Annotated in this window: 9 protein-coding genes; 8 read left to right on the top strand and 1 reads right to left on the bottom strand. The window is 62.1% G+C overall.

Annotated features, from left to right (window positions below; all coding sequences use genetic code 11):
- The first annotated feature begins 17 nt into the window (after positions 1–17).
- Entirely contained in the window at positions 18–437 is a 420-nt protein-coding gene (locus GA0004734_RS00115; protein ID WP_092930071.1) for a hypothetical protein, read from the top strand.
- 92 nt (positions 438–529) lie between these two features.
- Entirely contained in the window at positions 530–793 is a 264-nt protein-coding gene (locus GA0004734_RS00110; protein WP_092930069.1) for a DUF1799 domain-containing protein, read from the top strand.
- Positions 794–918: 125 nt separating this feature from the next.
- On the opposite strand, the gene GA0004734_RS25820 is transcribed toward GA0004734_RS00110, so the two are convergent.
- Positions 919–1,104, bottom strand: coding sequence for a hypothetical protein (locus GA0004734_RS25820; protein ID WP_175386136.1), 186 nt, complete (start codon positions 1,102–1,104; stop codon positions 919–921).
- Between the two features lie 27 nt (positions 1,105–1,131).
- Between GA0004734_RS25820 and GA0004734_RS00105 the strand changes: the two genes are divergently transcribed.
- Genes GA0004734_RS00105 through GA0004734_RS00080 form a run of 6 tightly spaced genes read left to right on the top strand, consistent with a single transcriptional unit; the run spans position 1,132 to position 14,890 of the window.
- On the top strand, positions 1,132–4,080 hold the full coding sequence (locus GA0004734_RS00105; protein ID WP_175386134.1) for a phage tail length tape measure family protein: 2,949 nt from the start codon (positions 1,132–1,134) through the stop codon (positions 4,078–4,080).
- Complete coding sequence (locus tag GA0004734_RS00100) at positions 4,077–4,730, top strand: hypothetical protein (RefSeq protein WP_092930063.1); 654 nt, start codon at positions 4,077–4,079, stop codon at positions 4,728–4,730. The genes GA0004734_RS00105 and GA0004734_RS00100 overlap by 4 nt, the downstream gene beginning before the upstream one ends.
- Positions 4,727–5,377 carry a hypothetical protein gene (locus GA0004734_RS00095; RefSeq protein ID WP_092930060.1) on the top strand — a complete coding sequence of 217 codons (651 nt, stop codon included), beginning with the start codon at positions 4,727–4,729 and terminating at the stop codon, positions 5,375–5,377. The genes GA0004734_RS00100 and GA0004734_RS00095 overlap by 4 nt, the downstream gene beginning before the upstream one ends.
- Positions 5,374–5,799, top strand: coding sequence for a DUF6950 family protein (locus GA0004734_RS00090; RefSeq protein ID WP_092930057.1), 426 nt, complete (start codon positions 5,374–5,376; stop codon positions 5,797–5,799). Before GA0004734_RS00095 ends, GA0004734_RS00090 begins: the two co-directional genes overlap by 4 nt.
- Entirely contained in the window at positions 5,799–14,576 is an 8,778-nt protein-coding gene (locus GA0004734_RS00085; protein ID WP_092930054.1) for a hypothetical protein, read from the top strand. Before GA0004734_RS00090 ends, GA0004734_RS00085 begins: the two co-directional genes overlap by 1 nt.
- Positions 14,573–14,890, top strand: a complete 318-nt coding sequence (locus GA0004734_RS00080) for a hypothetical protein (RefSeq protein WP_092930051.1) — start codon at positions 14,573–14,575, stop codon at positions 14,888–14,890. Before GA0004734_RS00085 ends, GA0004734_RS00080 begins: the two co-directional genes overlap by 4 nt.
- Positions 14,891–14,901: the final 11 nt, after the last annotated feature.

The raw sequence follows: 14,901 nt of genomic DNA, 5'->3' as shown, positions 1-14,901 counted from the left end.
GGAATACGATGTTTCGCATGGTCAAGACGCTCACGACCTGGTGGCCGGTCACGGTGTACGAGCCCAGCCCGGAAAAGCCGGGCACTTTTGCCGAATACGAATTCGAGGTCGAGATGGAGATCCTCGATCGGGACGCGGTGAAGGCGAACACCGACAAACGCGATGCCATTCTTGCGGAAGCCATTAACGATCCAAGCGCCGAAAACGTGAAGAAGGTCAATCACAGGCTCGCAGATCAGGAGCTGTCGGTTCTTCAGCGTGTCGTTCGCAACTGGCGGCAGGTCGAGGATGACGATGGCAATGCCTTACTCTTCACTCCGGATGCCTTCCTGCAGGCCATGAAGCGCGACCACATCCGTCAGGGCATCAACGTCGCTTACGCCGAGGCGATCGATACGGGGAAGGCGCGCGAGGGAAACTCCAAAGCGCGGCCGTAGCCTGGGCTTATGCCCGGCGCGGTCGCGCGGACACATCGCGCCCTTCTACCCTTACCGACACCACACGCGAGCAGTTCCGAAAACTCGGATTTGTGGTCGTAGCGCACGACGACGATGAGACAGACGACGACGGGGATCTCGACATCATGGAATGCAACTGGCCGGCTTTGATTGCATTTCGCGCCTGCTCGACCCAGTGGCGCGTTGTCGGCCTGCAGTTCTGCCTCGTCTTCGTTGGCCTGGACTATGCGGCCTGCGATGTCGTGTTGCGCCAGATCGACACCTCCGTCGAGCTGCTCGCCGATATCCGCGTGATGGAAGAAGCTGCCCTTGAAATACTGAACGAGGCTGAGTGATGGCTGCACCTCTTCGCATTTCAGGACGGATCGACCTCGATGCCAGCCCGGCCATTCAGGCCGGCGAGGCGACGGTCAACGCGCTGAGCGGCGTCGGCAAAGCAGCCGACCAGACCTCGAACAAGCTAGATCGGCTTGAGCAGGCAGCGGCCGGTCTTGGCACGGCGGCGGATCGAGATGCCTATTCCCAGCGGATCAAGGCGCTCGGAGACGAAGGCAAGGCGCTCGACGATCTGCGCGCGCGCTACAATCCCCTCTACGCGACGATGCGGTCCTACAAGCAGGAAGTTGCCTCGATCGAGCTGGCGCATGCAGCCGGCGTCATTTCGACAAAGGAAATGACAGCCGCGATCGAGCAGCAGCGGCAAACCGCGCTCCGGTCCGTTGATGCCCTGCGCACGCGCAATACTGAGCTGAAGGCAGCGGCAGCAAACCAGAATGGTGCGCAGAACTTCAACACCGCGAACCTTGCCGCGCAGGGACAGGACGTCGTCGTCACCGCCTTCATGGGCATGGACCCGTTGATGATTGGCCTGCAGCAGGGAACGCAGGTCGCATCCGTTATCGCCACGATGGAAAAGCCAGTCGCGGGCCTTGCCGCAGCCTTCATGTCTCTGGTTTCGCCAGTGTCGCTCGTCACCGTCGGCTTGGTAGCCGGTACCGCCGCGCTGATCCAGTATTTCACGACGTCCGACGAAGGCACGGGTGGGATGTCGGCCGATCTGGCGAAGCAGGCCGACCTCATCGGCAATCTGGCCAAGCAGTGGGGCGAGGCCATACCCGCGCTGAAAGCTTACGCGGATGAACTCGGCCGCGCCAAGGACGCTGCGGAGCTTTCCGCAGGCATCGAACTTTTGAACAAGGATACTCTAAAAGACGTGGCGTCAGGAGTGTCAGACGCCCGCATCTCAATCAGCGAACTGGTGACCCAGCTTCAAGCCGCCGGTGCTGAGAACGAGGTGATTATCAACCTCCAGAACGCTTTTGACACCTTTGCTAATGCCGCAGCGGACGGCTCTCTGAAGCTTGAAGACGTCACTACAGTGCAGAATGCGCTGATCGCCGCAACAAACGACAGCGGCATTCCAGCAATCGCTGCCTTCACCACCATGTTCGAAAAACTGTCGACTGCCGCCATGGGCGCAGCCGGCAGCGTTCAATCCGTCAATGAACAGGCAATCGCAGCCGCCGCTATCACGTCGAGGTATCCTTCCCAGGGCGCTTATGACGGGTTAATCCGCAGCCCCGAATTCACGCCGGGTGGGAGTGGGACAATCCTGCCTGATAATGGCCCGACGCCTCGGCCACGCCCCAGCGAACTTGACGGAGATCCCGACGAGGGGGACAGCCGTGTTTTGAACAGCGACGGCTATCTCGTTGACGTTCCCGTTCCAAAGCGCCGCCCCAACGATTTCGAGCGAGACGAGGGCAACGCATCGACGGCCCGTTCTCAGGAGCAGCGCGCACGCTCGCTGGATACGCTTCTCGAAAAGCAGCGGCTTGAACTTGACCTCGTTGGTAAGTCGGCGGTCGAACAAGAGCGGCTGCGCATGCAGTTTCAGCTCACGACGCAGCTTAAGGAGGAGGCCGCGCGCACGGGGCTTCCAATCGATCAGGCCGAATTGGCACGGATCGGCGAGAAGTCGGCCGCCTATGCCGAGCTGGCGCAGAAGATCGCGGCCCAGAAGGCGATCGCTACGCAGGACACCGAAATCGAACGGCTCCGGGCTGAGATCGATCTCGTCGGCCAGAGCACCAGCGCGCGCGCTGACAACCTCCGGATCCTCGATACCGAGCGCAAGATCCGGGATCTTGGCATTGAGCGCAACAGCGTAGAAGCCGAGCAGATGCGGGAGAAGGCTCGTCTCACGGGCGAGCTGACCACTGAGCTTAATCGGCAAAAAGAAGCGTGGGACATGGTGCGCTCGGCCAGCGACAGCGCAATCGACAACATGTTCGGTTCGCTCATCAAAGGCGACTTTAAAGGGGCCTTAAAGGGGCTTCTCGGCGACGTCGGAAAGTTCTTCCAGGAGCTGGGGACGAACTCGATCAAGAACATGGTTCTCGGCGGCGATCGCACGGAGCTTTCCGATGTGATCGCCCGGTTTACGAGGTCAGCGCCAGTCGCCGCCAACCAGAACACGCCGTCAGCCGGTTTTCCGTCTTACGCCGCTCCAGTCGGCGCCGTCACCCGCTCGGCGCTTCCAACAAGCGGAACCGGAAACGCTGTCGATTTGGCATCGAACCTTCTGGGCTTTTCCGAAACCGGACAGCGCGGAAACATCAACAGTTTCCTTCGTGCGGGCGGCGTCAACATTGACGCGGCGCAGACGGCTTGGTGTGCGGGTTTCGTCAACTCCTCCCTGGAACAGATCGGCGTGAAGGGATCGGGTTCCCTGACCGCCAATTCGTTCCAGAACTGGGGTCAGCGGGTCGATCTCGCGTCGGTGCTGAAGGGTGACGTGCTTGTTGATACGAACGGCTATGGCGCAAACCAGCCGGGAGGGCATGTCGGCTTCGCCACCGGTGCCAGCCGGATGGGCGCGAGCGGACTTCAGCTTGAAATGCTGTCTGGCAACAGCTCCAACCAGGTCAATAAGACTTGGGTCAACGCGATGGAGCTGCAAGCGCGGCGCGCGACGGAAGCTGCGACAAATGTCGGTAGCTTGGCCAACGCATCGACAACGGCCGTCCAAGGGCTTGGCAATCTCGGGAATGGTCTCGGGCAGTTCAGCCAGCAGCTTTTATCAGCGTCTTCCGGCGCAAACAGCCCTTCCAGCCTTCTCGGAAGTCTTGGCAGCTTGCTGGGCGGTATCAATCCGACCAGCATGTTCTGGGCACCCAATACGACGCTAGGGAGTTTCTTGACGAACGGCTACGACGTCGGCGGTCACACCGGAAACGGGCCGCGCGACAGTATCGCCGGTTTCGTCCACGGTCAGGAATTTGTGGTCAAGGCGAGCGTGGTCGCGCAGCCCGGCGTTCGCCGCCTTCTGGAGGGTCTGAACTCCGGTAGTGGCTACGACCAGGGCGGCTTCGTGACCCGCATCGGCGCGCCGGCGTCGATCTATCCGTCCCAGGCACAGGAGCGGCAAGCGGCTGTCGCCAACGACCGGGCAGGCTCCGGCAAGTCGGAGATCAACGTCTACGTCGATAATCCGCGCGGCGATCGCGACATTGAGGACGCTGTCGATCGCGGCGTGGCCAAGGGCCTTCGCGCCTACGACAAGAACCTGCCGGCCCGCTTCGATCAGATCAAGAAGCGCCCGTACGTGAGGGGCCAATGACCCTTAGCTTCCCTTATAGCCTTCCGACGTTCGCCGATCGGCTGCCCATCTCCAGCGTCGAGTGGGGCGTGAAGCGGCGTGACAGCCTGTCAGGACAGGGCAGCGGTCGCATCTGGCAGACCGAAATGGCCGACCCGCTCTGGCGCGCCGTGGTGGAACTTGATCGCCGCTCGAGCGCCGAGATGAAACAGTACGCCGCCCAGATCCGCGCCCTTCGAGGCGCCCAGGAGGCATTCTGGCTGTTCGACCCGCTGTCGCCTTATCCGGCCATGGATCCTCGTGGCACCATCCTTGGCAGTCGTGTCATCCAGATCGCCACGATCGGGGCGGACCGCCGCTCGATGAGCTTCAAGGGCTTTCCGGCAGGCTACGTCCTGACGATCGCCGACAAGTTTCAGGTGTCGTGGGGCAGCAATCCCGTTCAGTACGCCTTCCTCGAGATATCCGAGCGCGGCCTTGCAGGCAGCGACGGCGTGACGCCGGTCCTCAGCATTTTCCCGAATGTGCCGGATGGCCTGGCTGTCAACGCCACCACGATCTTCGCCCGGCCAGCCTGCCGCATGGTCATCATGCCGGACAGCCACATGCCGGGCCGCGCGCGCCGTCACCTGACAGAGGGCGCCGGTTTCACCGCGATCGAAAAACCATGAAGACAGTCGATCCCGCCTTCTCCGCGCTGCTGCAGAACGCGCCTTACGACGGCATCATTCCGCGTTGGTTCGTATCCGTGATCGCGCGCACCTATCCCGACGCGAACGGTAACACCACGCTGCAGACGAAGAACTTCTGGTCCGGCGACCGGCCGGTGACGGTCGAGGTTCGATCGCTGATCGACGGCGCGGTCTATGCCCGCACGTTCCAGGGTCAGGTTGACCTCGACACCGGGGAGAGTGTCAGCACCTCGACGCTCGAGGTCAACACGCGCAACGTCTCGATGACGATGCTCAACCCGGCCGTCGAGGATATGGCGCGCGGGCTCGACTGCCGCGCGGGCTCTCTCGAGATCTGGCTCGGGCTTCTCGATCCCAAGACCCGTCTCCTCTCGTCGATGCCCGAGAACGACTACCTCGGCGTCATCGACGGCGCGAGCGTGCAGCGGGCCGCGGAAGATGGCGGCGGCGAAGTGCTGGAGATCCGCCTCGTCAACGACGCCATGGTCAACCTGACCCGGCCGAACCCCGCCAAGTCCAGCGCCGAAGAGCAGAAGAAACGGAAGGGGCCGAACGGCGAGGTCGATAACTTCGGAAAATATGCCGGCTCCGTCGCCAACTGGATCGAACCCTGGGGCGAAGAATGATCGAGCTGAAGCGCCGGGAACTCTGGATCGGACCCTTCTGCGATGTCTTCGATGACATTCGCCGCAAGCCATTTGCATGGGCGCAGAACGACTGCGGACAGCTTGCCATCGCGTCCGTGAGCGCCATCACCGGCGCCGAGCTGCCCGTGCCCGATCAGGGCGACTATCACGATGCGGCCTCAGCCTACCGCCTGATGCGCGCGGCCGGCTTTGAGGATCTGGCCGACTTCGCCGCCTCGCTCCTTCCCGAACATGAGCATCCGGTTGATGCGCAGACGGGCGACATCGCCGCCATTCCCACGGATACGCAGTTCCGCCACGTGCTTGGTGTCTTCGATTTCGATCGGATCTGGGTGATGGGCGAAGGCGGCTTGGCGACGGTCGATCGAGAGAAGGCTGTACGCGCCTTTCGGGTGGGCTGATGTTCAAGAAATACGCTCTTGCCACAACCGCGCTGACGTTCTTCCTGCTTCAGCCCGACCCCGCCGCCGCCGGCCCGCTGATCGGTGCCATTGCCGGCGTCTTCAGTGCCGTTATCAGTGGCTCCGGTATCGTCAATGCCGTGGTCAGTCTGGCGCTGGCTGCAGCAACGACGCTCTATTCAATGGCCACCGCGCCGGACGCGCCACCACCAGTGGGCGCCAAAATCCAGGCGGATGTTGGCGATGACAAGCCGGTCTCGACGACGATCGGCCAGTTCGCCACGCGCGGGAAGCGCAAATATTACGGCACATGGGGTAACTACGACGGCGACACGCCGAACACATATTTCACGGAAGTCATTGAGCTGGGCAACCTCCCGCTTCCCGGTCTCGATGGCATCTGGATCGAGGGCGAGAAATGCACGATCCTCTGGAATGAGCCCGACGCTGTTTTCGGGCGCGGCTATCCGCTGAAAGAGTTCCGCGACACCGAAGGGACCGTTCACGACTACTGCTGGGTGAAGTTCTACGACGGCTTGCAGACCGTCGCTGACCCCTTCCTGGTCGAGACATTCGGTGAAGACGACGATCGGCCGTGGGATGCGACCATGATCGGTCGCGGCATTCCCTATGCCATCATGACCTATCGCTGGGAGCGCGATTACTTCAAGGGTCAGCCGAAGGTGCTGTTCGAACCGGCGCCTCTGCCGCTTTACGACATCCGAAAGGACAGCACGAACGGCGGTAACGGCACCCATCGATGGGATGATCCGAGCACCTATGAGCCGTCCTATAACCTCGCGGTCATGACCTACAATGTCCTACGGGGCCTGCGCTACAAGGGCGAATGGTTCTACGGCGGGCAGAAGGTCAACGCGCTGCGGCTGCCATCCTCAAACTGGATTGCGGCATGTCAGGAGGCCGGCCGACTGGTCGAGCGGGCGGACGGATCGACGGAACCGCAGTGGCGCGGCGGCTACGAGATCACTGGCGACATGGTGCCGCTCACCGTCGTCGAGGAGCTTCGCAAGGCTCAGAATGGCCGACTGACCGACCAGTGCGGCGTCTTCAAGATGAAGAACGGTATCTTCGGCGGGGCCGTCTTCGGCTTCTCCGACGCCGATACCCTCATCACAGACCCGGCCGGCTTCGATCCGTTCCCCTCTGTCGATCTCACCATCAACGGCGTGACGGGCAAGTATCCGAACCCGGAAGAGGCGTGGGTCGCCAAGGATGCGCCGGTCGTGCGCAGCGATGCGTTCGAAGCCCTGGACGGCAAGCGCAATCTCGCCGACATCTCCTTCGGTGCCACGTCACACGATCGGCAGGTCCAGCAGCTCATGCGCGCGATCCTTACCGAGGCGCGCCGCTTCCGTCGTCACCAGCTGCCCCTGCCGCCGATGGCCTATGTTCTGGAAGCCGGCATCGATGTCGTCTCCTGGACGTCGCCGCACAATGGCTATGTGAACAAGCGCTTCCTCGTCACGGAGCGCCGTGGCCAGATGGGCATGAACCAGATCGTCACCTTGCAAGAGATCGACCCGGCTGATTACGATTGGGTGCGCACCATGCAGGAGGTCGTATCCAGCGGCTGGATCGGCCGCATCGAGGTGCCGACGCAGCCGATGACCGGCTGGGGTGCCCGCGCCGATGTTCTGACGGACCCGGACGGCCGGAGCCGCCGGCCGGTCATCATCGTGTCCTGCGCCACCAACCTCGCCGATGTTGCGCGCGTCCTGGTCCGCGTTCGGCTGAAGGCGACGGGTGTCGTCGTCTTCGAGAGCGACCACTTCCCCTACGGCCCGACATCGAGCGAATGGCCCTTGAGCGGCATGTGGCTCTTGCCGGCGACCGAGTACGAGGTGCAGGGAAAGCTCGTCCCTTACTCGCCGCGCAAGACGGAGGACTCGGCCTGGATCTCGCTGACGACGGCGAATATCGGGTTCTCGTCGGCCGACGTCCTCGACGGCGCCATCGTCACCAGCAAGATCGGCAACGCTGCGGTTTCGGCCAACAAGATCATGGACGCGGCTGTCACTGGTCTGAAGCTCGCAGATGCTGCCGTCTCGACTGCGAAGCTTGAGGTAGCGGCCGTCACGGCACAGATCCTGGCCGATCGCGCTGTGATCACGGCCAAGCTGGCTGACGCTGCGGTCTCTGTCAGCAAGATCATGGACGGTGCGGTCATCGCCGCGAAGATCGCCGACGCGGCGATCGAGCGCGACAAGCTGGCGGCGCAGGCCGTCGATGCAACGAAGTTTGCCTCCGGGATCGCGCCGGTCGGTGTCATCTCTGGCACTGTCGTCCCGACCACGAAGACGCAGGACGTGATCACCGTCAACGGCAAGCTCTACCGCTGGAACGGCTCCGCCTACACGGCATCTGTGCCGACGGTGGACCTAACGGGCACGATCGTCGGCACGCAAATCAGCGACGCCGCCATCACAGCCGGCAAGCTTGCCGATGCAGCCGTGACGGCGGCAAAGTTCGCTACCGGCTTGCGCCCGGTGGAAGTCGTCTCCGCGCTGCCGACAACCGGCAACACCGCCGGCCGCATGGCGTACCTGACCACAGACTTTAAGGTCTATCGGTTCGATGGAACGAGGTGGATCTCGACGGTCGCCGGCGCCGACATCGATGGCGCGATCGCTGAGGCGAACATCGCAAGCTTGGCAGCGTCGAAAATCACCGGTCAGCTGACGGATGCGCAGATTGCGGCCGTCGCTGCCGCCAAAGTCGCCGGCCAGCTGGTTGGCTCTCAGATCGCTGATCTCGCGATTACGAATGGCAAGCTCGCTGCACTGGCTGTCGATGCGGGCAAGCTGGCCGATGGGTCCGTCATCGCGGCAAAGATCGCGGACTCGGCCGTCACCGTCACGAAGTTCGCAAGCGGGCTCCGGCCGATCGAGGTTGTGACCTCGCTCCCGACGTCCGGCAACACCGAAGGTCGGATCGTCTTTCTGACCACGGACGACAAGCTCTACCGGTATGACGGCACGAGGTTTGTCGCCACGACTGCAGCGGGCGACATCACCGGCACATTGCTGGACGCCCAGCTGGCCGCACTCTCCGCGTCCAAGGTCACCGGCCAGTTGACCGATACGCAGATTGCAGCCGTCGGCGCTGCCAAGGTCACAGGCACGCTGGTCTCCAGCCAGATAGCCGATGCCGCCATCACGGCTGCGAAGTTCGGCAATGGCTTGAAGCCCGTTGAAACGGTTGGCTCGCTCCCGACGTCAGGCAACGCTGCCGGCCGTATCGTGTTTCTGAGCACCGACAGCAAGATCTATCGGTTCGATGGAGTGACGTGGATTTCGGGCGTTGCAGCTCCGGACATCAGCGGCACGATCGCCGACACACAAATCGCAGCGATCGCGGCGGGCAAGGTCACGGGCCAGCTGACGGATGCGCAGATCGCCGCCGTTGCCGCTGCCAAGGTTTCCGGCCAGCTTGTCGGAACGCAGATCGCCGATCTCGCCATCACAAACGCCAAGCTTGCGGCGCTCGCGGTCGATGCGGCAAAGCTCGCCTCGAACGCGGTGACGAACACGAAGATCGCCGACGACGCGATCTCGACGCCGAAGCTTCAGGCCAGCGCCATCGTCGCGGACAAGATTGCCGTCAACGCGATCACGGCATCCAAGATGTCGATCGCCGCGAACGCTGTAGGCGCGAGCCTCATTCTTGACCGGTTCTACGGAGATCCGGGCTATTGGTCGCCGAATGCTCCTTACGTGACGTTCGTCTCCAGCGCGGATGCCCAGGTTGCGGCGATGCGCGTCTCTGGCGCCATGAAGTTCAACGCGGCGCTGGCTGCGGCGAGTGCCGGCCCGCGCATCCACGGCTGGATCGCCCGCGGCTTTCCCCTGACGCCGGACACTTGGTACCGCGCGTCGGCCATCGTGAAGAACGTGGGCTGCAACAAGAACTTCAATGCCCTCGTCATCAACGACATGTCGATTTCGGCGTCGGACGGGAGCGTGATCGCTTCGGCGACGGACACCGGGTACCAGGCAGCTGCCGGTAAGACGATCGAATGGCGGTTCAAGACGGACAGCTCCAGGACGCAGACGGCAACGCCTGTTCCCTACATGGACACCGGCACGGACGCCGCAGGCTATTGGCTGATCTCTGACATCCAGCTTGTCGAGATGGCGGAAGCATCCCTGATCGTCGATGGCGCGATCATCGCGCGACATGTTTCGGCTGCTGCGATCACGGCCAACGCCATTGCCGCAAACGCTGTGACGGCCGACGCGATCGCTGCGAATGCGATCACCGCTGTCAAGATCGCCGCCGGCGCCATCGAGACGGCCAAGCTTGCCGCCGGCGCGGTGACGGCCGGCACGATCGGGGCGAACGCTGTTATCGCTGGCAAGATCGCGACCAACGCCGTGACGGCCGGCACGATCGCGGCCGGCGCCGTCACGGCCGGTACCGTGGCTGCGAATGCCATCACGGCTGGCACCATTGCAGCGAGTGCAGTCTCTGCCGCGAACCTCGCTGCAGGGATCATCACCGCAGAGAAGTTGGCCGTCGGCAAGGGCGTCAACTGGGTCTCGAACTCGAACGCTCAGGCCGACCTGACAAACTGGGGCATCAAGTTCCGGTCGGGGGGGACTTGGGACTTTGGAAAGGCGAACAACAACTACTCACCCATCGATGGCTGCTTCTACGTTCTTCAGAGCGGCGCACGGCTCGATGGAGCCTTCGTAGACGTTAACCCTCGAAGCCCGTTCGACAACAACTACGCTATGCGCTGGCCTGTTGCGCAGCTGTCGTGGCTGGAAGCGTCCGTCTATGTTTTCGGGCACCGTTCGAACGGCGTTCAGCTCTATATCGAATGCTTCAATAACGGCGGTAACTCGCTCGGCTTCATCATGGACGCCAAGCCGACAAACCAGAACTCGGACCCTGGAAGCCAGCTTTCAGCCTATCAGCGGGTTTGGGCAAAGGGTCAGGCGCCGGCAGGCACAACGCATGTCGAAATCTTTCTGCGCTGCTTTGGTCACAGTGCCGCAAATGGCACCGACTCCTACACATGGTTCTCTCGCTTCTATGTAGGGGAAGCAACGCAGTACCAGTCCGAGCCTACTCCGTGGAGCGAAGGTTCGATCACCCTCATTACCGAGGGCAACATCGTCACCAATGCGATCACCGCGAACAAGATCGCTGCCGGTGCCATCGTAGCCGGCAAGATCGCCGCCAATGCTGTCACGGCCAATGAGATCGCGGCGAATGCCATCACGGCTGCGAAGATCGCGGCCGGTGCGATCGAGACGGCCAAGCTCGCTGCTGGCGCCGTCACCGCCGGTACGATTGCGTCGGGTGCCATCACCACCGCAAAGCTCGATGCCTTGGCTGTTACCGCCGACAAGCTGGCTGTGAACTCGGTTATTGCCGGGAAGATCGCCGCTGGCGTGATCTCGGCAACGGAGCTGGCTGCCAACTCCGTCACAACCGCCAAGATCGCAACTGGAGCTGTCACGGCCAACGAGATTGCAGCCAGTGCCATCGTGGCAGGCAAGATCGCGGCTGACGCGATCATCGCCAACAACATCGCGGCGAACGCGATCACGGCGAAGCAGCTTCTCTTGGCCGACTTCGAAAACTTCATTCCCGACGGTCAGTTCGAACAAGGCGCGCTCACATCCGTCTGGGACGCCAACTATCCCATCTACAACGGGGCCGGTGCGGGCGGGGCCAATATCTGGCTCTGGGTCGGTGATGCACAGACGGGTCGGTGGTCGCTTGTTCTGGAAAACGGCGTCAACGGCGGGTCCGGTGGCTCCATCTCCATGAACATGGTCACGAAGGACTTCATCCCCGTCACGTCCGGTGACTGGCTGGCGTGGGACGCATCTGTTCGTACGACTGACGGTTCATCGAGCTACGGCTTCTATTATCGCATCCTGTGGTTCGACCGTAATAAGACAGCGCTTTCGTCGCCGCAGTACACTGATGTGCAGGGCAACGCGTCCATTCCCGCCGCTTGGGATAAGCGCTCCGGCAAGACGCAGGTTCCGGGTGCTGCCACCTATTGCAAGGTGCAGATCTACCACCACAGCCCGTCAACGACGCGCTACTTGATCATCGATCGCATCTCTCTGCGAAAGGCTGAGGGTGCCGAGCTGGTCGTGGATGGCTCGATCTCGACCATCCACCTCGCGGCGGACTCGATCACCACGGCGAAGATCGCAGCCAATGCCGTTACCGCAAGCGAGATTGCAGCGAACGCAGTCACCGCCGGGAAAATAAGCGCCGGCGCCGTGGAAGCGGCCAGCATTGCCTCCGGCGCTGTTGTCGCGGGCAGGATCGCGGCAAATGCAGTAACGGCCGGCACGGTTGCCGCAAACGCGATCACGGCCGGCACGATTGCGGCCAATGCGGTTACGACCGGCACCATTGCGGCCGGCGCCGTCACGGCGGGGCAGATCGCCGCTGGAGCGGTCATTGCCGACAAGATCGCTGCGGGCTCCATCTATGCCGACAAGCTTGCAGTCGGCAAAGGGACGAACTGGATCCCGAACTCAAATGCCCAGGCCGACATCACCAACTGGAGGATCTATGCGTCCAGCGCGAACTGGTCGTTCATCAAGCGCAACGACAACTACACGCCCATCGACGGCGCATTTCAGGTTCTGCAGGAGGGCGCGCAAAACAACGGCCAGTTTGCCGACCTGTCTCCGCGAAATCCCGCAGACAACAACATCCCTATGCGTTGGCCGGTTGCGCAGGGCTCATGGCTGGAAGCGTCTGTCTATGTCTATGGGCACCGGTCTGATTATGCTCGCCTTCACATCGAGTACGTCAACAACGGTGGCGTGACGATTGGCTATACGTTCGCGGACAAGCCAACGCACCAGAATGGCGATCCGGGCAGCCAGTTGGCCAGCTATGAGCGGATCTGGGTGAAAGGACAGGCTCCGGCCGGAACCACGCACGTCCAGCTCTTTCTGCGGTGCATGGGGCACAGTGCGGCATGGGGCAACAACTCCTACACCTGGGCGTCCAAATTCTATCTGGGCGAAGCGACGGCCAACCAGCTGGAGGCATCGCCTTGGAGCGAGGGCGGAACGACAGTCATCTCCGAAGGCAACATCGTTACCAACGCGATTACGGCCAACAAGATCGCGGCAAATGCGATCACGGCCGGGAAGATCGCAGCGAACGCGGTGACAGCAGGCACGATCGCCGCAAACGCCGTGACGGCCGGGACAATCGCCGCTAACGCCGTGACCGCAGCGACGATCGCTGCCGGCGCCGTATCGACCAACCAGCTGGCGGCCAACGCCATCACGGCGGCGAAGATCGCCGGTGGCACGATTACCGGTGACAAGATTGCGGTCCGGACCATCTCGGCTGACAGCTTCATCGCTGCGACGATCACCGGCTACGAGATCAATGCGCGCACGATCGGCGCCGGTCACATCGCGGTCGGCACGATCAGCGCCACCGAAATTGCGACGGATGCGATCACTGCCGACAAAATCAAGGCCTTTGCCGTTAGCGCTGACAAAATCGGAGCACTGGCTGTTGTTGCAGGGAAAATAGCGGCCAATGCCATTGTGGCCGACAACATCCAAGCACGGACCATCACTGGCAATAAGCTGCAGGCGGGAACGATTGGCGCCACTGAAATTGCCGCGCAGGCGATCACCGCTGTAAAGATGGTGATCACCGACTTCAACAACCTTGTTCCAGACAACCAGATGACGTCCACGGACTCATGGGTCGGCACCATTCCGGGGTGGATCGTCTGGGGGGATCACGGTCTTTTCCAGTCCTACAACGGAATGTGTTTTCAGGCTGGTCCATGGGGGTCTGGCGGCTACACGAACTGCCAGAGCAGGTCATTCCCGGTCAAGGGCGGCACGGCCTATCGCTTCACCGGCGCCATTTACTCGAACAACAACTTCAACGGAATGATCCGGGTTCTCTGGCTGAACGCTAGCGGGAACATCGCGAGCTTCTACGACTACATCAACACCGGCAGCCGAGGATCCGGCGGCACTGGCACGCTGGCCGTCAACCTTGTCTCACCGGGAGAAGCAGCTTCCGCCATCATCGAGCTGTTCGTGCAGCGGGACGCAACGGGCGGAAACGTCTACTTCGGTTCCGTAGGTTGCTTCGAGCGAAACGGCGGCGATCTGATCGTCGATGGCGCTCTGACGGCCGGCATGATCGCTGCGAACGCGATCACGGCAGACAAGATTGCCGCCAACGCCGTCACCGCCGAGAAAATCAATGTCGCGAACCTGTCGGCGCTGAACATCAAGGTTTCGAACATCGACATCAACGATGCCACCTTGAACGGTGAGAAGCTGGTCAACGGCGCCATCTCGAATGTCTACTACAACACGAGCGGAGGCACCGTTTCGAAGTCGGCGACGACGACAGTGCTGACGCGCACTCTGACCCTCGCACCGGAAGAGCGGCTCGTCATCAACGCCTTCTGGAACCTTCGCGGCTCCATGACCGGGGTCAACGCCGAGGTGTTCTACGCCGGTGACGTGCAGCTGAAAATCAACAGCACGGTGCTCGATACCATCAAAATCACGGGTCCGGCCATCGACACCTACGGCTGCTCCAGCCAGTCGATCTCCGGCAGCTTCACCAACGGCGGCACCGCGCAGAGCGTCACGATCACCCTCGTCTTCGTCATGGGGTCGGGCGGCGCGATGCGAACGAACAACAAGGACATGGGGTACTTCGGCAGCAGCACCGGCATGACGAACGACGGCACCTCCTGGACGGTTACGAGGTTGAAAAAATGAAATCACCTGAAAACATTGGACCGGAAGCGCTCCAGAGCGGGGAGCAGGAACTGTGGTTCGTCATCTATGACCCGGTCACGGGCATCATCTCGGACCACGGCAATGCCTTCGGTCGCGCTGAATACGACGCTGAGACAGGCCGCTATGCCAACCCCAGCCTTCGTGTTCCCGAGAGGCTGCTTTCTGTCACCGACATTCGCGTCGATCCGCGAACGCTTGAGATTGTGCCGGTCGAGCCGGACGTCGCTCAAGTCAGCCCCGATCAGCAAATTCTGGATGCTCTGCCGTGGAAATCACCACGGCGGTCCCGATGACGTGCCTACCT

The sequence above is a fragment of the Rhizobium sp. 9140 genome, from assembly GCF_900067135.1.
Classification (GTDB): Bacteria; Pseudomonadota; Alphaproteobacteria; order Rhizobiales; family Rhizobiaceae; genus Ferranicluibacter.
This window is presented reverse-complemented; position numbering and strand designations above follow the sequence as displayed.

Coding starts and splice junctions, on each gene's coding strand:
- GA0004734_RS00085 (WP_092930054.1), top strand. CDS start 5,799: ATGTTCAAGAAATACGCTCTTGCCACAACCGCGCTGACGTTCTTCCTG.
- GA0004734_RS00080 (WP_092930051.1), top strand. CDS start 14,573: ATGAAATCACCTGAAAACATTGGACCGGAAGCGCTCCAGAGCGGGGAG.
- GA0004734_RS00115 (WP_092930071.1), top strand. CDS start 18: ATGGTCAAGACGCTCACGACCTGGTGGCCGGTCACGGTGTACGAGCCC.
- GA0004734_RS00105 (WP_175386134.1), top strand. CDS start 1,132: ATGACAGCCGCGATCGAGCAGCAGCGGCAAACCGCGCTCCGGTCCGTT.
- GA0004734_RS00090 (WP_092930057.1), top strand. CDS start 5,374: ATGATCGAGCTGAAGCGCCGGGAACTCTGGATCGGACCCTTCTGCGAT.
- GA0004734_RS25820 (WP_175386136.1), bottom strand. CDS start 1,104: ATGCGCCAGCTCGATCGAGGCAACTTCCTGCTTGTAGGACCGCATCGT.
- GA0004734_RS00100 (WP_092930063.1), top strand. CDS start 4,077: ATGACCCTTAGCTTCCCTTATAGCCTTCCGACGTTCGCCGATCGGCTG.
- GA0004734_RS00095 (WP_092930060.1), top strand. CDS start 4,727: ATGAAGACAGTCGATCCCGCCTTCTCCGCGCTGCTGCAGAACGCGCCT.